Origin of the sequence: Streptomyces sp. NRRL S-920 (genome assembly GCF_000717945.1) — a bacterium.
Classification (GTDB): domain Bacteria; phylum Actinomycetota; class Actinomycetes; order Streptomycetales; family Streptomycetaceae; genus Streptomyces; species Streptomyces alboniger.
Window position 1 is genome coordinate 14,052 of the sequence record NZ_JODF01000035.1, and the last position, 18,634, is coordinate 32,685.

The 18,634-nt window shown below is 72.6% G+C and carries 11 protein-coding genes; 2 read left to right on the top strand and 9 right to left on the bottom strand.

The annotated features are described in order from the left end of the window. Positions 1-49: 49 nt before the first annotated feature. The gene (locus IG54_RS0123880; protein WP_030788041.1) at positions 50-454 is read left to right on the top strand and encodes an ATP-binding protein; all 405 of its coding nucleotides are present in this window, start codon (positions 50-52) and stop codon (positions 452-454) included. On the opposite strand, the gene IG54_RS0123885 is transcribed toward IG54_RS0123880, so the two are convergent. From IG54_RS0123885 to IG54_RS0123905, 5 genes are all read right to left on the bottom strand, one after another. After that, positions 455-2,131 (bottom strand): glycosyltransferase family 2 protein, encoded by a 1,677-nt coding sequence (locus tag IG54_RS0123885; protein WP_030788044.1) that lies wholly within the window; start codon positions 2,129-2,131, stop codon positions 455-457. It lies immediately after the preceding gene. Beyond that, the gene (locus tag IG54_RS0123890; RefSeq protein ID WP_078594419.1) at positions 2,128-4,422 is read right to left on the bottom strand and encodes a CDP-glycerol glycerophosphotransferase family protein; all 2,295 of its coding nucleotides are present in this window, start codon (positions 4,420-4,422) and stop codon (positions 2,128-2,130) included. Before IG54_RS0123890 ends, IG54_RS0123885 begins: the two co-directional genes overlap by 4 nt. Continuing rightward, entirely contained in the window at positions 4,419-8,075 is a 3,657-nt protein-coding gene (locus IG54_RS0123895; RefSeq protein WP_030788050.1) for a bifunctional glycosyltransferase/CDP-glycerol:glycerophosphate glycerophosphotransferase, read from the bottom strand. The genes IG54_RS0123890 and IG54_RS0123895 overlap by 4 nt, the downstream gene beginning before the upstream one ends. A gap of 66 nt (positions 8,076-8,141) precedes the next feature. Continuing rightward, on the bottom strand, positions 8,142-8,945 hold the full coding sequence (locus tag IG54_RS0123900) for an ABC transporter ATP-binding protein (protein WP_051819842.1): 804 nt from the start codon (positions 8,943-8,945) through the stop codon (positions 8,142-8,144). Beyond that, complete coding sequence (locus IG54_RS0123905) at positions 8,938-9,864, bottom strand: ABC transporter permease (RefSeq protein WP_030788065.1); 927 nt, start codon at positions 9,862-9,864, stop codon at positions 8,938-8,940. The genes IG54_RS0123900 and IG54_RS0123905 overlap by 8 nt, the downstream gene beginning before the upstream one ends. A 146-nt stretch (positions 9,865-10,010) precedes the next feature. Here IG54_RS0123905 and IG54_RS0123910 point away from each other — a divergent pair, with 146 nt between their 5' ends. Beyond that, complete coding sequence (locus tag IG54_RS0123910; RefSeq protein WP_030788067.1) at positions 10,011-10,655, top strand: TetR/AcrR family transcriptional regulator; 645 nt, start codon at positions 10,011-10,013, stop codon at positions 10,653-10,655. A gap of 58 nt (positions 10,656-10,713) precedes the next feature. On the opposite strand, the gene galE is transcribed toward IG54_RS0123910, so the two are convergent. The 4 genes from galE to IG54_RS0123930 form a co-directional block, all read right to left on the bottom strand. Beyond that, a complete protein-coding gene (gene galE, locus IG54_RS0123915; protein WP_030788069.1) occupies positions 10,714-11,697 on the bottom strand; it encodes a UDP-glucose 4-epimerase GalE in 984 nt (327 codons plus the stop codon). Between the two features lie 75 nt (positions 11,698-11,772). After that, the gene (locus tag IG54_RS0123920; RefSeq protein WP_234336319.1) at positions 11,773-13,455 is read right to left on the bottom strand and encodes a glycosyltransferase family 2 protein; all 1,683 of its coding nucleotides are present in this window, start codon (positions 13,453-13,455) and stop codon (positions 11,773-11,775) included. 27 nt (positions 13,456-13,482) lie between these two features. Beyond that, positions 13,483-15,039 (bottom strand): hypothetical protein, encoded by a 1,557-nt coding sequence (locus IG54_RS0123925; RefSeq protein ID WP_030788074.1) that lies wholly within the window; start codon positions 15,037-15,039, stop codon positions 13,483-13,485. Then, positions 15,036-18,605: a bifunctional glycosyltransferase/CDP-glycerol:glycerophosphate glycerophosphotransferase gene (locus IG54_RS0123930; RefSeq protein ID WP_030788077.1), complete on the bottom strand. Its 3,570-nt coding sequence runs from the start codon at positions 18,603-18,605 to the stop codon at positions 15,036-15,038. The genes IG54_RS0123925 and IG54_RS0123930 overlap by 4 nt, the downstream gene beginning before the upstream one ends. Positions 18,606-18,634: the final 29 nt, after the last annotated feature.

Below are 18,634 nucleotides of genomic sequence, written 5' to 3' on the forward strand. Positions count from 1 at the left end.
CGATACGTTCCTCGCCATCGTACAGTCCAGGAACAAGGCGGTGGTTTGCGTGCCCCTGTTACGGCAACGACGGTTTCCCCGCACTCGCAGATCTGTGAGTGCCGCACGCTCCTTCGCTGTTGAGATCCTCATGGAGTGGGGCATCGCTGAACGGCTGGACGACATCCGGCTCTGCGTGTCCGAACTCGCCACGAATGCCGTGCTGCATGGCGTCCCTCCCGGGCGGGAGTTCTGTCTGCGCCTTGTCCTCGACGTCCCGTTCCTCCGCGTCGAGGTGGTGGACAGCGGCGACGGGCAGCCGCAGGTGCTCGACCAGGGCGTCGAGGACACGGGTGGTCGAGGACTTTTCCTCGCGAGCACTCTGAGCGACGACTTCGGGGTCACCTCACACGTCCCCGGTAAAACCGTGTGGGTGGTGTTCAAGACCGGATCTGCTGCCGCGCCTGCGGAGTAGTCACCGCACCACGCTAGCCACCAGCCCCGCCGCCCTGCGGACCCGCGCCCCCGCCTTCGCCCCCGCCCTGCGGGCCAGCGGGCGGATGAGCTTGGCCGTTACGCCCACCGGGGTCCAGCGGAGTTGGAGGCGGCCCGAGGCGCGGGCCTCCGGTTCTACCGTGACCTCGTGCGGGGTCGCTCCGGAGTGGTAGTCGATGCGGGCCCGCAGGGTCGGGAACGTCAGGGGGGCCAGGAGCAGGGACGTGTTGCGCAGGGGGCCCGACGTCAGTTGGAGGACCGGGTGGCGGGTGCCCTCGAAGCCGTTGAGGGGGAGGGGGGCCAGGGTCAGGTCCAGGTGGGCCCTGCCCTCGAAGACGCCGGGGCGGACCGGGTCCAGGCGGAACGGGGTCTTCATGCGGCGGTGGCCCGGGGCCAGGAGGAGGGTGGCCACCTGGGGGCCGACCGGGAGGCGCAGGCCCGGGTCGTACGTGCGGATCGTGAGGTCGACCGTCGCGCCAGGACCGCGCTCGATGCGCGTGATCTCGTGGCGGAACTGCGCGCTCGGGAAGGGGCGGGAGTCCAGGCCCTGGTCGGTGAGGTCCAGTTCGGCGCGGGACCGGTCCGATTCCGGGAGCCGCCCGCCCCAGTACACACGCCCCGCCGCGTCCATCGACGTCTCGCGCGGCGCCACCCCGTGGCCCAGGCCCCGCGCCGCCAGCTGCGCCTCCGCCAGGCGGTTGTCCCGGACCAGTTGGAGGACGACCCGTTCGGCTCGGGGGAGGCGGGCGTACGCGCCCGGGGAAAGTTCCGCCAGGTACGGGTTCACGATGTCCGCGAAGGCCGTCAGCCACTCCTCGTCACGGAACGGCAGATCACCCGCGTACATCCGGAAGTCGTGCTTCAGGAACTTGTAGTCCTTGGCCTCCCGGACGGCCGCGTGACCGCTGGTGAGGAGGAAGTCGTCTATCAGGCGCTGGACGTGGATCCGGTCCCGTACGTTCGACAGCTTGTGGCGCTGGTTCGAGATCGACGCCGACTCCGCCGCCTCGTACGGCGCTATGTACCAGCGGTAGACGGGGTCCGGGATCACCGTGAAGGCCCTCGCCAGGCAGTACGCCTGCGCCGAGAACAGCTGGTCCTCGTAGTGGATGCCCTCAGGGAAGCGCAGGTCGTTGCGGTCCAGGAACTCCCGGCGGTACATCTTGCTCGTCGAGAGGTGTTCGAAGAAGAGGGCCGGTTCCGCCTCGATGCCGTCCACCGTGCGGTGCTCCGCCACCAGGTGCGGCATCCACGTCGAGGTGCGGCCCGTGTCGACGCGGATCCGCTCCACCGCGCCCATCGCGAAGTCCACTTCCCGTTCGCGGTGCGCAGCCAGCAGCGACTCGACCGCCCGCTCCGGGAGTTCGTCGTCGCTGTCCAGGAACATCAGGTACGGGGCGCGCGCGATGTCCAGCGCCCGGTTGCGCGGCGCGCTGCATCCGCCGCTGTTCTCCGGGAGGCGCAGGTACGTGATGCGGTCGTCCTCCGCGGCCAACCGGCGTGCGAACGCGGGGGTGTTGTCCGTCGAGTGGTCGTCGCTGATGACGATCTCGATGTTCTCGTGCGTCTGGCGGCGCAGGGACGCCACCGCGCGCGGCAGGCGGTCCGCGTCGTTGTAGACGATCACCGTCACGGTGACATCGGGGGTGCGGGTCATCGCTGCGTCGCCTCCTCGGGCGTCGGGGCCGGCGTGCGCTCGTCGACCGGGGTCACCGGCGGCAGGGACTCCTCGCTCTCGCCGAGGAAGACCCGGCGTACGACCCGCTCGGCGGCCCGCCCGTCGTCGTACTCGCAAAAGCGCTCGCGGAACGCCTTGCGCGCCTTGGCCGACGAGCCGTCGCGCCACGCCTCGGAGGTGAGGACCTCCGTCAGTTCCTCCTGCGTGCGTGCCACGGGCCCCGGGGCCTCGGTCAGCAGGTCGAAGTACACGCCGCGCGTCGTGGCGTACGTCTCCCAGTCGTCGGCGTAGATGACGATCGGGCGGTCCAGGTTGGCGTAGTCGAACATGATCGACGAGTAGTCCGTGATCAGGGCGTCCGCCGCGAGGGAGAGGTCCTCCACGGGGTCGTAGGAGGAGACGTCGATGATCCGGCCGCTCCTGCGCAGGCCCGCGAGCGGCGAGGCCGTACCGCCGTAGAAGTAGTGGCCGCGCACGAGCAGGACCGTGTCCTCGCCGAGGCGGTCGGCGAGCGTCGCCAGGTCCAGGCGCGGGGTCCAGGCAGCCTCGTAGTCGCGGTGGGTCGGGGCGTAGAGGATCGCCCGCTTGCCGGGCGCGATGCCGAGCCGCTCGCGGATCGCGCGGATGTCGGCGGCCGTCGCGCTGTAGAAGACGTCGTTGCGCGGATAGCCGTAGTCGAGGGATTCGTAGCGTGCGGGATACGCGCGTTCCCACATCCGCGTGGAGTGGCTGTTCGCGGAGACGCTGTAGGTCCACTTGTCGACGCGCGCCAGCAGGCTGTGGAAGTTCAGGCCCTTGGCCGCCGCCGGGTAGTCGAGCTGGTCCAGGCCCATGCGCTTGAGCGGGGTGCCGTGGTGGGTCTGGAGGTGGATCGCGTCGGGGCGCTTGACGACCGCGTTGGGGAAGTTGACGTTGTTGACCAGGTACGTGGCGCGGGCCATCACCTCCCAGTAGCGGCGCGTGCCGGGCACGACGTGGTCGGTGCCGGGCGGCAGCAGCGGCGCGTTCGCCGCCGAGACGACCCACACCGGGTGGATGTGCGGGGCGAGTTCGGCGAGCTTCGCCGCGATGGCCGCCGGGTTGCAGGCGACGCCCCGGTCCCAATAGGCCGTGAACACCGCGAGGTGGGGGTCGACGGGGCGTTCCAGTTCCCTGCGGTAGCGCAGGTCGCGGACCTTCACGCCCACCTTGTGCTTGCGTGAGACGACCGCCGACCTGAGCTTGCGGCGCTGCTGGTTGGCGGTCTGGAACGTGCGGTACTTCGTGTACGCGTCCTCTTCGAGGATGCGGCGCCGTACGCCCTCCAGGCCGCCCGGCCGCTGGTATCCCTCGGGCCGCCATGCGACGGCCGCCTTGGCGGCGCGGTGGAAGAACTCCCTGCGGACGGGGTCGGGCAGCTTCTCGCGGGCGACGATCCGCAGGCAGTCGCCGACCATCACGTCGTAGAGCGCGGTGCGGGGCGCCGCCGGGAGGCCGAGGTCCGCGGCCAGGGCGAGCAGCGATTCGTAGCGCTCGATGACCGCGAACCGGTCCTCGGGGGTGGCCGGGGGCAGGCTCTCCACCCGCAACTCGTTGACGTTCAGGGCGACTTGGTCGAGTGCGGCGATCCGGCCCGCGAGCAGCGGCGCGGCGTACGCGGCGTACGTCTCGTCCGCCGCGGCCAGCCGGCCGGCGTGCGCCCGCCAGAAGTCCGCCCGCAGCACGCGGTTGCCGAGCACCGGCGTGACCCGCAGCAGGTCGGGGCAGTCCGTGAGCGGCAGGTCCTTGCGGCCCTGCTTGGCGAGGAATGTGCCGTCGGGGCTCGGCATCCCCTGGTGCCGCCACGTCGAGCGGACGTGGTCGACCAGCAGGACGTCCACGCCGTCCTGGAGGTCCGCGACGCGGTCCGCCACCGTGCGGGGCGCGCCCGTCGGCACGGTGTCCTTGCTGTGCACGAAGTGCAGCCAGCGCCCGCCCGCCCGCTCGGCGCCCGCCGCCCGCGCCGCCGCGTCGCCCGTGCCCTCGGGCAGCGGTACGACGGTGACGCCGGGCCGGTCCTCGGCCGCGGCCCGCGCGGCGGCGCCCACCGCGGCGACGACCACCTCGACGCCGGGGGAGGCCTGCGCGGCGAGGGCGTCCAGGTGGGCGCCGAGGCGGCCCTGGACGTCGCGGCCGTGGACGACGACGCTCAGCGCGGGGCCGACCGCGTCGCGCAGTTCCTCGCTCGATGCCTCACTCAGTGCCTCGTTCTGTTCTGCGGGCACGGCGGTGCCCCCCTCCTGTGTGTTCATGCGGTCGCCGCCCCTCGGTGGGCGAGCATCCGGTCCACCACGCGGCTCGCGGCCCGCCCGTCGTCCAGGTCGCAGAACTCGGCGCGGAACTCGTCGTACGCCTGCGCGTACGGCCCGGTCGCCGACTCCAGGTCGCGCAGCGCGGTGATCAGCTCGTCGGAGGTCGGCACCAGCGGTCCCGGCGCGCGCTTCTCGAAGTCGAAGTAGAAGCCGCGCAGACGGTCGCGGTAGTGCTCCAGGTCGTAGGTGAAGAACAGCATCGGACGGCCCGTCACGGCGAAGTCGAACATCACCGAGGAGTAGTCGGTGACCAGCACGTCCACGATCAGGAGCAGGTCCATGATGTCGGGGTAGCCCGCGACGTCCCACACGAAGCCGTCGCCCGCGCCCGGCACCGGCTCCACGACGTGCGCGTGCGGGCGGACCAGCAGGACGTGGTCGTCGCCCAGTTCGTGCCGCGCCTTCTCCAGGTCGACGCGCAGGTCGAGCAGGAAACCGCCGCGGTGGCGCTGCTTGTCCTCGCGCCACGTCGGCGCGTACAGGACGACCTTCTTGCCCTCGGGCAGGCCGAGGGCGCGGCGCACCTTCGCGGCACGTTCGGCGCGGTCGGGGGCGAGCAGCACGTCGTTGCGGGGGTAGCCCGCCTCCAGGAGTTCGCCGTCCACGTCGCCGCCGAACCGGAAGGCGCTGCGCATGATCGGCGTGCTGAACCGGTTCGGGGAGAGCAGCATCGACCACTGGTGGCGCTCGCGGTCCAGGTCCATCAGGTACTGCGTGCTGGCGAAGTGGTCGTTGTCGAAGTCGAAGCCGATCCGCTTCAGCGGGGTGCCGTGCCAGGTCTGGACGATCTGCTGGCCCTCGCGGCGCTCCAGCCAGCGCGGGAAGTGCGTGTTGCCGACGATGTAGCGGGAGCGGGCCATCGCCTCGTAGTACTCGGGGCTGTGCACGCGGACCGCCTTCGCCGTGCCGGGGACCTCGCACTGGCCGTCCTTGACGACCCACAGGTGTTCGACCGGCAGCCCGCGGCGGACCATCTCCTCGTGGATGGCGCGCGGGGAGTCGCCGTACATGCGGCCGCCGAAGACGTCGTACAGGACGGCCTCGCGCAGCGGTTCGTGGCGGGCGGCGGGGTAGGTCCGCGTGCGCAGCCGGGTCTGGCGGTAGCGGCTGCGCTCGTCGGGGCGCAGCTCGGAGTGGGCCATCAGCGCCAGCTGGTCGTACTGGCGGGCCTGTAGCTCCACGCGTTTGCCGTGCGCCGCAGCCTCCAGGGGGAGGTGGGCATGGACCGGCGGGGCGAGCTGGACGGCGGTACGGGTGCCGTCCGGCTGCTGGACGGACGGCCACCAGAAGCCGGCGCGCAGGGGGGTCCGGCCCGCGTGGTGGTGGGTGGGGGCGGGGACGAAGCGGGCCTCGAAACGGCCGTCGGCCGCCTTCGCCGGGAACGTGTACTCGTGGCCCGACCAGGTCTGGCGGAGGACGAGGGTGAGGTCGTGGGCGCCCTTCGCGGGGTAGCTGCCGGTGAGGGTGACGGTGCCGCCGGGCTGTACGGAGATGTGGTCGACCAGGGGCTGGACCGGCTGGTCGCAGAGCTGGAGGTAGCCTCCCGGGCTGCGCCGGGCGTAGACCGTGCGGTCGGCCTGGGGGAACTGGGCGCCGGTGAAGCCTTCTCGGTCGTCCAGGATGAGGGCTAGGCGGGTCGTTTTGATGGGCGCCTCTTTAGCCGCACCCGGCGCTGAGGGCTGTGCCCACCCGTTCCGCCCTGCGGAACGATTGCCCACAGCGGCAGCGGCAGCTGTCACCTCCACCGACATGTCCCACCGCCCGATCGACCGTTCCGCCTGGGTGGGGCGCAGGCGTTCGTGGTCCTCGCGGACCTCCCTCAGGGACGCCGTCTCCACCAGAGCTGTGAAGGGGACGCGGCCCTCCCTCGGGGTGTCGAGGTCCAGCGGGGCGGACAGGACCGTGCCGGACTCGCGGTGGCGCATGCGCAGGCGGGGCTCGCCCATGGGCGCCGTGCGCAGGATGCCCCGTACGAGAAGGCCGGACCCCTCCGCGCGGACCTCCAGCGCACGCGCGTGCGCCGTCTCCACGCGGATGGCCAGCTCACCGTCGTGGATCTGGGGGGCGACGCGGACGTCCTCGGTGACCCAGTGCGCGGGAGGCGTCTGACCCGAGCCCGTGCCCGCGCCGTACAGCGGCCCGCGCCGGGGCGTCGCGCCCGTGCCGGCCACGGCGATCCGTACGTACCAGAGCCCGTCGGCCCACTTGCCGCGCCGCCGCAGCCGCGAGGGGTTCACGAGCGCCCCGAAGCCAGCCCAGTCGGCGTGCCGGAACTCCGCGCCCGAGGCCACCGTGGCCTCCGGGTCGAGGTGGCTGCGGGCGGGCACGAGCACCGTGCGGCGGCTGCCCTTCTCCTTCAGGATGAGCGACTTGAGCGCCTTGCTCCGGGACTCGGCGCCGAGCTGGCGGGCGAACGCCCAGCCGGACAGCCACAGCTTGCCGTCGTGCCAGGCGGCCTCGTCGAGGCGGCTGCGCAGCCGCAGCTCGGGGTCGAGGCGCAGGACCGCGTCCGGCACGGGGGCGGCCGTGTCGAGGAAGGGGTAGTCGGCCTTCGGGTGCAGCGTGCCGGTCACGGGGATCGAGCCGGGGTGCTCCTTCTCGTACTCCAGCTGCGCGATCAGCTCGTCCAGGCGCCGGTGCACGGTCAGATACAACTTCAGCTTGTGCGGCACGTGCAGCGCCCGCACCGCGTCCTGCCCGATCTCGCGGACGAGCCGGCCCACGTGCTCCAGGAACGCCTCCTGGTACGCGGCGTCCGACCCCGGCAGGACCCGCCAGAAGAGGGGGATCTCCTCGGCGAGCGCGTTGTGGTCGTAGACGCGCAGATGGTCGGTGTACACGGGGTCGTCGGCGACGCGTGCGAGCAGGAACTCGCGGACCATGCGGATCGACCTCACGCGGTCGATCAGGCCCTGCGGGTTGGTGCGGTTCTGGGTGATGGAGCGCTCGCCGATCTCCCGCTCGCGCCAGTTGTAGACCGGCTCGCTCAGGACGTCCACGGCGTCCGCGAGGTAGTGCGCGGGGACGCTGACGGGGGCGTCCTCGTAGAGCATGGCCTCCGGGTACGCGAGCTGGTGCCGCTCCCAGAAGGAGCGGCGGTAGACCTTGTTCCACGCGGTGCGGTCGGTCAGCAGCGGGCGGAACTTCGAGACGTGCGTACGCAGCCTGGTCGTCGCGAAGGGCACGCGGTGCACGGGCGACTGGACGTACCCGGCGGAGCGGAAGCGGGTGACGTTGCCCGCCGCGAAGTCCGAACCGGTCTCGTCCAGCGTCTCGATCATCAGTGCGTACGCGGTGGCGGGCAGCGTGTCGTCACTGTCCACGAACGCGAGGTACTCGCTGTGCGGGGACATCTCCCGCACGCCGGTGTTGCGTGCCGCGCCCAGCCCCTTGTTCTCCTGGGATATCAGCCGGAACCTCGGGTCGGCCGCCGCGAAGGCCCCGGCGATGGCCGCGCTGCCGTCCGTCGAGCCGTCGTCGACCATGACCACTTCGAAGTCCGTGAAGGTCTGGGCCGCCAGGGACTCCAGGCACTCGTCGAGGTACAGCTCGACGTTGTAGACGGGGACGACAACACTCAGCCGTGGCTGCACGCGTACTCCTTCTGTTGCTAAACGCTCCCATAGTGTAAGGATGCGGGTATTGGTACGACAAAAGGGCTACCTGTCCGGGTTTGTATAACGCTCGTACTCCTTCAGTACGTCCGCTGTCGGGCCGTCCATCCGCAGCTCGCCGCGCTCCAGCCACAGCACGCGGTCGCAGGTGTCGCGGATCGACTTGTTGTTGTGGCTGACCAGGAAGACCGTGCCCGCGCGCTCGCGCAGTTCGCGGATGCGGGCCTCGGAGCGCTTCTGGAAGGAGCGGTCCCCGGTGGCCAGCGCCTCGTCGATGAGCAGGACGTCGTGGTCCTTGGCGGAGCCGATGGAGAAGCGCAGACGTGCCGCCATGCCGGAGGAGTACGTGCGCATGGGGAGCGTGCTGAACTCGCCCTTCTCGTTGATCCCGGAGAAGTCGACGATCTCCTGGTAGCGCTCCTTGACCTGTGCGCGCGACATGCCCATGGCGAGGCCGCCGAGGTGGATGTTGCGCTCGCCGGTCAGGTCGTTCATCAGGGCCGCGTTGACCCCGAGCAGGGAGGGCTGGCCGTCGGTGAAGATCCGGCCGCGCTCGACGGGCAGCAGGCCCGCGACCGCCTTGAGCAGTGTGGACTTGCCCGAGCCGTTGGTGCCGATCAGGCCGATGGCCTCGCCCTCGCGGGCGGTGAAGGAGACGTTCCTGACGGCGTGGACGGTGCGGACGCCGGGGGAGCCGCCCCGCTTCAGGATGCGGCCGAGCGCGGCGGTCGCGGCGCCCCGGCCCGTGGTGGCGCCCGCGCCGTGCACGCGGTAGACGATGTCGACGGCGTCCACGATCACGGTGGGGGCGTGGTGCTCCCGCCCCTGTCCTTGCGGGGTCTCAGCCACGGCCGTACGTCTCCTCTGCCTTCCAGAAGTAGATGAACCCGCCGATCCCGGCGAGCAGCGCCCAGCCGAGCGCCCAGGCCCACACGTGGTGCGGAAGCTGTTCCGCGTGGAAGGTGTCGATGAGGGCGAACCGCATCAGATCGATGTAGACGGCGGCCGGATTGCACTCCAGGAGGACCTGTACGGCGTGCGGCAGGTGCCGGTCCTTGAGGACGGCGTCGATGCTCCACATCACCCCGGACCCGTACATCCAGGTCCGCAGTACGAACGGCATCAGCTGCGCGATGTCCGGCGTCTTGCTGCCGAGCCGGGCCATGACGAGCGCGAGGCCCGTGTTGAACGTGAACTGGAGGGCCAGGACGGGGACCACCAGCAGCCAGGACGCCGTCGGCGGGACGCCGAAGCAGAGCAGGATCACCACCAGCGCGCCCATGGAGAAGAGCAGCTGCTGGAGCTGTTGCAGGCAGTACGAGATGGGCAGCGAGGCGCGCGGGAAGTGCAGGGCGCGGACCAGGCCGAGGCTGCCCGATATGGCGCGGGTGCCCGCCATGACGGACTGCTGGGTGAACGTGAAGACGAAGACGCCGGTGACCAGGAACGGGACGTAGTCCGCCACGTCCCGCTTGGTGTCCATCAGGACGCCGAAGATGAAGTAGTAGACCGCCGCGTTCAGCAGCGGCGTCATCACCTGCCAGAGCTGGCCGAGCTTCGCCTGGCTGTACTGGGCCGTCAGCTTGGCCGTCGCGAAGGCGGTGATGAAGTGGCGGCGCTGCCACAGCTGGCGGACGTAGGCGGGCAGGGAGGGGCGGGCGCCGCTGACGGTCAGGCCGTGCCGGGCGGCGAGTTCGGCGGGGGAGAGGGCGGCGGCCGCCGTGCTGGTCGTACGGGGCGGCGGGGGTGCGTCGAGGACCTGGCTCACATCCGTGGCTTTCGCTCGGGGAGGCGTCGGGAGGCTGCGGCGTACGTCGGGACGGGCCCGTATCGTCGCCACGCCGAGCGTAGGGCGACGATACGTCGGAACGCAACCGTATCGTCGTGACGCTTGGCGCTGTTTATGCTGTCCGTATGACGACGAGCAGGCCGCAGGGTGAACGGGCGAGCGGACCGCGCGGTGAACCGCCGCGCCGCAGGGCGCCCGCCGGGGCCGCCGTGCTCCGCGAGGACGTGACCGAGGCGATCCGGGCCGCGGTCTTCGAGGAACTGGCCTCCGTCGGCTACGCCCGCATGTCCATCGAGGGCATCGCGCGCCGGGCGGGCGTGGGCAAGACGGCCGTGTACCGCCGCTGGCGCTCCAAGCTGCACCTCGTGCTCGACCTGGTCTCGGCCATAGCGGTCCAGGGCCTGCCCGCGCCGGACACGGGCTCCCTGGAGGGGGATCTGCGGCTGCTGTACGAGGTGACCTCGCGCGCGCTGCGGCACCCCGTCGCCTCCCAGATCATCCCGGACCTCCAGGCGGAGGCGGCCCGCAACCCCGAGATCGCCGAGGCCCTCCAGAAGGCGCTGCGGGAGGGGCAGCACGGGGTCGCGAGCGGGATCGTGCGGGCGGCCGTCGAGCGGGGCGAACTGCGCGCGGGCGTCGACGGGGAACTGGCCCTCGACTTGGTGTCGGGGCCGCTCTACTGGCGTTCCGTGGTGGTGCGGGCCGACCTGCCCAAGGGCTACCTGGGCAGGCTCGCGGCGGCCACGGCGGCGGGGCTGCGGGCGCTCTGAGGCGCGGCGGGGGCTCGCCGGACCCCGAGGTCGGCAGGACGGCCGCGCACGGACGGGGTCAGTCGCGCCCCGCCTCCGGGTGCAGCCGTACCCAGCCGGCCCACGCCGACGCGATCATGTCGCGTACGTCCCGCTTGGCCGACCAGCCCAGTTCCGTGGTGACGCGGGTCGCCGCGGCGACCACGCGGGCCGGGTCGCCGGGGCGGCGGCCGGTCACCTCCGCGGGCGTGTCGTAGCCCGTGACGTCGTTGATGAGATCCGTCATCTCGCGGACCGAAACGCCCTCGCCCCGGCCGATGTTGAGGGTCAGGTCCGTGCCGGGCGCGGCCGACGCGAGCTTGCGGGCCGTCGCCACATGGGCCTCGGCCAGGTCGGTGACGTGGATGTAGTCGCGTACGCACGTGCCGTCGGGGGTGGCGTAGTCCGCGCCGAAGATGCGGGGGGCCTCGCCGGCCGTGAGCTTCTCGAAGACCATCGGCACGAGGTTGAAGACGCCGGTGTCGGCGAGTTCCGGCGTGGCGGCGCCCGCCACGTTGAAGTAGCGCAGGGACGCCGTCGCCAGACCGTGCGCGCGCCCCGCGGCCCGCACCAGCCACTCGCCCGCCAGCTTCGTCTCGCCGTACGGGCTCATCGGCAGGCACGGCGTCTCCTCGGTGACGAGGTCGGCCTCGGGCATGCCGTACACCGAGGCCGAGGAGGAGAGGACGAAGGAGGGCACGCCGGCGTCCACGACCGCTTCGAGGAGCACCCGCAGGCCCTCCACGTTCTCCCGGTAGTAGTGCAGGGGCCGCTCCACCGACTCGCCGACCTGCTTCTTCGCCGCGAGATGGACGACGCCGGTGATCGCGTGGTCCTTCAGGGTGCGGGCCAGCAGGTCCGCGTCCAGGGTCGAGCCGGTCACGAGGGGGACGCCCGCGGGGACGCGCTCGGCGATGCCGCTGGACAGGTCGTCGTAGACCACGGCCCGCTCGCCCGCCTCCGTCATGGCGCGGACGACATGCGCTCCGATGTATCCGGCGCCGCCGGTGATCAGCCAGGTCATGGTCGTCTTGTCCCGTCCTGTCGTGCGTACGTCGAGGTGGCCTGCAAGTCTCGCAGAGGGCGTGTACGGGGCGCGTCAGAGCCCCGAAGCACGCCGTGCGGCGTCAAGGGCGGACCGGACGAGCCGGGCCGCGCGCCGCTTCACGACTCCGGCGACGCCCCGCACCCCGGGCGCGAGCCGCACCGAGAGGTTCCCCGCCTGGGTGGCGTACGGCTGGACGAGCAGGACGCCGCGCCGCCCGCCCGGCACCACCGTGCGGCGCAGCAGTCCGGGTCCGGGGACGGCCCGCGCGGTCGTGTCACGCGTCGTCCCGTCGTCGAAGTGGAGCCGCAGCCGTACGTCCCACACCGCCCCGTCCAGCGCACCGAGGTCGAGCAGGACCGTGGCCGTCCACGTCCCACCGGGCCGCTCCGCGCCGAACGCCGCCGTCCTGCGCAGGCCCGGCAGACCGCTCTGCCGGTGGATCAGCTCGACGTCGACGGTAGCGGGGCCCGCCTGCGCCACCCGCCCGTACAGCTCGCGCAGCCGCAGCGTGAGCCGGGTGCCGCCCGCGCGCGGCCGCAGCTCGCCGTCCACCACGAGGGGCAGCAGGCGCATGGGACGTACGAGCAGGTGCTCCAGGGTGACGTGGGGGAGGTCGTCCGCCCAGATGGGGGTGGCGTCGGCCGCCCTCGGATACGGCGGCACGAGCCGGGCGGGCCGCGCCGCAACCTGCTTCAGCCGGGTCAGGTCGCGCGGCTCTTCGGAGGCGAGGACGACGCGCGCGATGACGCGGCCGGGGGCGGGCGCGGCGTCGAGGTCGGCCGCGTCGAACGTCGTCAGGTACGCGCGCGTGAGCGACCACCACTCGCGCTGGTACTCCTCGCCGCGCGCGGGCAGTTCTCGGGTGTACATGCGCAGCCCGTGGTCGACGAACTTGGCGCGGGCCGCCCGCGCGAGCCGCTTGCCCCCGGCGCCGCGCGCGTCCCGCAGGATCTCCACGGACTGGCGGTGCGCCTCCATGCGGGCCTGCCAGTTGGCGATCCCGGCGCGGTCCAGGGAGATCGACAGCTTGGCGGCGGCGCGGCGCACATGCCACACGTACACCGTGTCGGGGACGAGCGCGATGCGCGGCCCCGCGGCGAGCATGCGCGCGGTGAAGACGAAGTCCTCGTAGATGAAGCGGCCTTCGGGGAAGCGGATGCCGTGCTCGCGCAGAAAGTCCGCGCGGTAGAGCTTGTTGACGCACAGCGTGTCGTGGACGAGGCGGGTGCGCAGCTCGGGGCGGGCGACGAGCCGGGCCTTCGCGTACAGCTCCGGCTGCCAGGGCACCTCGCGCCCCGAGGGCAGTTCGCGGCGTACGCACAGGCCCGATGCGACCTCGCAGCCGTGCCGCTCGGCCGCGGCGAGCAGCGCGAGGGCCGCGCCGGGCGGCAGTACGTCGTCGCTGTCGAGGAACATCACGTACGGCGCGCGGGCGGCGTCGATCCCGTCGTTGCGGGGCGTGCCGCAGCCGCCGCTGTTGCTCGCACGGCGGATCACCCGTACCCGCCGGTCCTGTTCGGCGAGGGCGGCCAGGATCCGCGCGCTGCCGTCCGTCGAGCAGTCGTCGACGGCGATCACCTCGCGGACGACGGGCCCTTGGGCCAGCGCGGAGCGCACCGCGTCGGCGATGTGGGCCGCGTCGTTGTAGCCGATCACGACGACGGAGACCCGGGAGGTGCGGGAGTTAGGGGCGGGTGAGTTCTGGGCAGTCGGGTGAGACAGGGTGCGGTCCACGGAGGAAATTTTATAGGTTGCTCGTAATTATCCGATTAGGGGGGCATTCGCCGGAGTGGCCCCGCCCACCCGCGCCAGCACCTCGCCGGTCCGCCGGCTCCAGTCGACGACCACCGCCTCCGGCGGCAGCTTCTGGCCGGGGCCGAGCAGCAGCCACCGCACCTCGTAGCGGCGGACGATCGCGGCGCGCTCCGCACGCGTGGAGTCGGGGGCGAGATAGGCGCGCACGGCCGCGAGCCGGCGGTTGCGTACGTCCTCGGCGAGCGAGGCGTCCGGCCAGGCGGGGGCGACGAGATTGGCGCCGAGGCCGGGCACGGACCGCGTGGGGCGGTAGCCGTCGGTCAGGACGACGTCGCCCCGGTCCATATGACCGACCGCCCAGCCGTAGCCCGGCCACCGCGGCGGCTGGTCGAAGCCGATCGGGTCGAGCGCGCGCGGCACGACGGCGCCCGCCTGGATCTGGAAGAACCCGACGCACGCCCCGAGCGCCGTCGCCCCGGCGAGCGCGCCCCGCCGCCACCCCCAGGGCCGCGGCGCCGCCAGCTCGATGGCGAGCGCGAACTGGAGCGGGACCAGCGTCAGACCGAGGATGCGGCCGTAGGTGTAGTGACCGCTGACCCAGCCGTACGCGACGACGGCGCACTCCAGGGCGAACATCAGCACCAGGGGGTCCCTGCGGTCCCTGCGCAACCGAAGCCACAGGGCCGGCAGGCCGAGCAGCGCCAGCCAGAACCGCTGGGGCATCTCGGTGTAGAGCTGGCGGTGGATCCAGTCCACGCTCTCGTCACCGACGAGGGAGAAGACGCTGAAGTACGGCCAGAGCGCCGCCACGGCCAGGGCGGTCGCGGCCGTTGCCGTCCACGCCCCGAGCCTCGCCCACTCCCACGCCCTGCGGCCGGACGCCGCGAACGCGACCACGCCGAGCACCGCCGCCACCGAGGAGATCGGATGGATGAGCAGGACGAGCCCGCACAGGGCGCCCAGACCGACGTACGGCCAAAGGTCCCGCCGAGGGCCGTCGGCCAGCGAACCGGCCCACGCCCACGCCCAGAACGCCAGGCCGATCGCGAACGTCGAGGGGTAGCCGAGGTTCCCCGTCATCGACATCAGGCCCAGATAGCCGCTCCACCACGCCATGCGCGTGCCCCACAGCAGCACCATCGCGAACAGCGCGAGGACCGGCGCCCACGGACGGGGGGTGAGGCCGCGCACGAAACGGCCGATGCCGGTGAGCAGCACCAGGAGGTTGAGCGGGCCCGAGAGCTTCACGACCTGCCAGCCCGCGAGGCCCGTCACCTTGGCGAACAGGCCCTGGACGACCGCGTACGGCGAGTAGTACGCGCTGCCGTCGCCCGGCAGGTCCGCCATCGGGTGCGCGGGATGGAGCAGGTCGTCCTTGAGCCGCTCGACCACCGCCGCGTGCTGCCCGAAGTCGCAGCACATCGGCACCCGCCAGAACGCCAGCGACATCACGAGCCAGAACAGCCCGCCGAGGACCAGGAAGGGGGAGGGGCGCCACCGCCGGCCGCCGCCCAGCGCCGTCGCGCCGAAGGCGGTCCTGCGGGCGAGGAGCGTGCCGGTCACCGCATCAGCCTCTCCACGACGCGGGCCGCGGCCCTGCCGTCGTCGAGGTCGCAGTAGGCCTCGCGGAACGCCGTGTACGCGTCCGCGTGGCGGGCCGCGATCGCGTCCAGGTCGCGCAGCGCCTCGACGACCTCGCCGGTGGAGGCGAGCAGCGGGCCGGGCGCGCTCGTCTCGAAGTCGAGGTAGAAGCCGCGCACGGTGTCGCGGTAGTGCTCCAGGTCGTACGCGTGGAAGAGCATCGGGCGCCCGGTGTGCGCGAAGTCGAACATCAGCGAGGAGTAGTCGGTCACCAGCACGTCGGCGATCAGGAGCAGTTCGGCGGCGCGGGGGTGGGCCGACACGTCCCGTACGAAGGGCGCGCGGGCGCCGGGCAGCCGGCCCGCCGTCAGCGGGTGCTTGCGCACCAGCAGGACGTGGTCGTCGCCGAGCACCGACTCGGCGGCGCGGAAGTCGAGCGCGGGCTCGTAGCGGAACCGGCCCGGGGAGTACGCGAGATGGTCCCGGTAGGTCGGCGCGTACAGCACGATCCGCTTGTCCGGGCAGAGGCCGAGATCGCGGCGGACCCGCTCGGCGGTCTTGCGGCGGTCGTCGCCGAAGAGCACGTCGTTGCGGGGCGAGCCCGCTTCCAGGACCTCGCCGTCGTAGGCGAGGGCGCGGCCCAGGTGCGGGGTGGAGAAGCGGTTCGGCGAGACGAGCACGTCCCACTGGCGCGACAGCCTCGGCAGCGCGTCGAGGTGGCCGTGGTCGGCGTAGAGGGTGCCGGTGAGGTCGGTGCCGATGCGCTTGAGCGGGGCGCCGTTCCAGGTCTGTACGACGGTCTGGCCCTCGCGGCGCTCGAAGAAGTCCGGGAGGTGGCCCGCCGTCACGATGCGGCGGCAGCGGGCCAGCGCCTCGTACCAGGCGGCGCTGTGCTCCTCCACGCCCTTCGCGCCGGCCGGTACGCGGGTCTGCTGGTCGTGCGTGACCCACAGGTGCTCGACGTCGGCGCCGCGCCGCACCAGCTCCTCGTGGACGGCGCGGGGCGAGTCCCCGTCGAAGTACAGGACGGCGTCCGTCAGCGGCCGCTCGCGGTGGCTCGGATAGTGGGCGGTGCGCAGCCGGTGCTGACGGTAGGCCCCGCGTTCGGAGCGGGGGAGGACGGCCCCCGCCTCGACGAGCAGCCGGTCTCCGAAGCGCCGGTCGACGGTGAACTCCCGCCCCTCGGCGACCTGGTGAAGGGGCAGCTCCGCCGCCACGGAGGCGAGCAGCCGCACGGGCATGCCGTCCTCCCGCCGGCCGTCTTCCTGCTGCCCGGCCCCCTCGCCGGATCCCGCCCCGGGCCCCGCCCCGGGACCCGCCTCCCGGAGGAACGCGTACCACCGCCCCTCCCGAAGCGCCCCGCCCCCCGGCGCGACCACCGCGCGCAGCCGCTCGCCGACGCGTTCGGCGGCAACCGCCAGCTCCTCGTCGCGGCTGCTGTGCCGCAGGACGAACTCCGCCTCGGGCCAACCGGACCCGCTCGCCGGCATCTCGACGGTCAGCGTGCCGTCCGGGCCCCACGCGACGCGGTCGGCGATCGGCTGCCGGGTCAGTTCGACGATCAGCTGGCCCTGGTCGTTGGCGGTGGCGCACAGCTCGCGGCCCGTCTCCGACGCGTACCGCCCCGGAGCCAGGTCCAACGTCGCCGCGAGGGACTTCAGATTGCCGTCGGGCAGCACGAGGTTGGCCTGCCAGCGGTCGCCGTGCGGCGGCTCGACCTCCTTGGGCGCGAGGTGCGGCGTGGGCGGCACGCCCGCCAGGTCCGCGAGCCGCACCCGGACCTCGAAGCGGTCGTCGGCGAGCGCCACGGGATAGTCGAAGTCCGTGCCGGAATGCTTGTGGGTGAGCCGCAGGGCCCTCGGCCGCACGCGCCCCGGCAGGCTCCCGCTCAGCACGACATCGCCCCCGTCGCGCCGGTGGGCGTCCACGCGCGCCGCGTACTCCTGGATCCGCAGCACGAGCCGGCCCTTGCTGAAGCCGAGGACCAGGCGCAGCCCCTCGCCGAGTTCGCGCACCAGGGACTGCGCGGACGCCCCGTCGGCGGACCGCACGGCCGCGCGCCGCACCGTGCCGTGGCCCGCGACGACCACGCCGAGCAGCCAGTTCCCCGGCCGCCACCTCCCGCCGGTCCTCAGCTGGTCGGGGTCGACGGTCATCTCGAAGCCGGACAGGTCGTAGCAGTGCAGGCGCTGCCGGGACTCCTCGGTGGCCTGCGGCGCGGCGACCGTCCTCGTCGGCACGCGGCGGAACTGCCCCCTGCTGCGCGCCGACTTGAGCAGCCCCGCCTTGAGGGAGTGCCCGGGGCGGGTCGCCGCCAGATTGCGTACGTACGCGTATCCGCTGATCCGCAGCTTCCCCTCGGCGTCCCACCGGGCCTCGCCGACCCGCGCCACGACGGGCAGTTCGCCCCGCCCGATCCGCGCCAGCTTCTCGGGTACGCGGCCGACGCCCGGGTAGGAGGCGCTGCGGCGCAGGGCGCCGCGGACGTGGAAGGCGGTGCCGTTGGCCTGCTCGAAGGCGAGCAGCTCGATGAGTTCGGCGGTGCGCGACTCGCGGACGAGCTGCCATTTGACGCGCAGGTCGACGGGGAGTCCGGTGATCACGGACGGGTCGGCGCGGCGCAGGAACGCCGCCACGTCCGCCATGAACGCCGCGCGGTACTCGGGGCCGCCCATCGGCAGGCCCTCCAGGAAGTACACGAAGTCGTCGCGCAGACAGGAGACGTCGTACGTCTTCTTCATCTCCGGCGCGTGCTGGGCGAGGAAGCCGCTGACGTGCGCGCACGCCGCGATCCGGTCGCGCACGCCCTTGACGTCGGTGCGCCGCCGGGTGATGGAGCCCTCGCGGACCCGCCAGTAGTAGACGTGGTCGCTGAGTACGTCCACGGACCCGGCGAGGAAGTGCGCCGGGATCATCACGGGCGTGTCCTCGTACAGCTTGCCCTCGGGGAAGGTGAAGCGGTGCCGGTCCCAGAAGGAGCGGCGGAACACCTTGTTCCAGGCCACGCGGTCCGAGAGCAGGTCCAGGTCGCGCGAGATGTGCGTACGGGCGCGCGGCTCGGTCAGCCACTTGTACTGCCAGGCCTGCGAGCGGCCGCGCTCGGTGAGCCGCCAGACGTTGCCGCTCGCGAAGTCCGAGCCGGTCTCGTCCAGGCTCGCGATCATCCGCTCGTACGCGTCGTGCGGCACGACGTCGTCGCTGTCGACGAAGGTGAGGAACTCGGCGGTGGGCGACGCCTTGCGCACCCCGGTGTTGCGGGCCGCGCTCAGCCCGGCGTTGCGCTGGCGGACATAGACGAAACGGGGGTCCTTGGCGGCGAACTCACGCGCGATGAGAGGGCTGGCGTCGGTCGAGCCGTCGTCGACCATGACGCATTCGAGGCCGCCGGGACCCTCCGGCCCGCCCGGTCGCCCGGGGCCGGCCGGGGTGCGCCCGGTCCGCCCGGTCTGCGCGGTCTGCACGGTCTGCCGGGCGATCGACTCCAGGCACTCCTCCAGGAACTCCTCGACGTTGTAGATGGGCACGACGACGCTGAGACGGGGCTGCACGGCGACCGGCCTTTCATGGGAGTACGGGC

Bases quoted from the DNA above. Each gene is read 5' to 3' on its own strand.
- IG54_RS0123910 (WP_030788067.1), top strand. From the start codon at position 10,011: ATGACGACGAGCAGGCCGCAGGGTGAACGGGCGAGCGGACCGCGCGGT.
- galE (WP_030788069.1), bottom strand. From the start codon at position 11,697: ATGACCTGGCTGATCACCGGCGGCGCCGGATACATCGGAGCGCATGTC.
- IG54_RS0123890 (WP_078594419.1), bottom strand. From the start codon at position 4,422: ATGAACACACAGGAGGGGGGCACCGCCGTGCCCGCAGAACAGAACGAG.
- IG54_RS0123885 (WP_030788044.1), bottom strand. From the start codon at position 2,131: ATGACCCGCACCCCCGATGTCACCGTGACGGTGATCGTCTACAACGAC.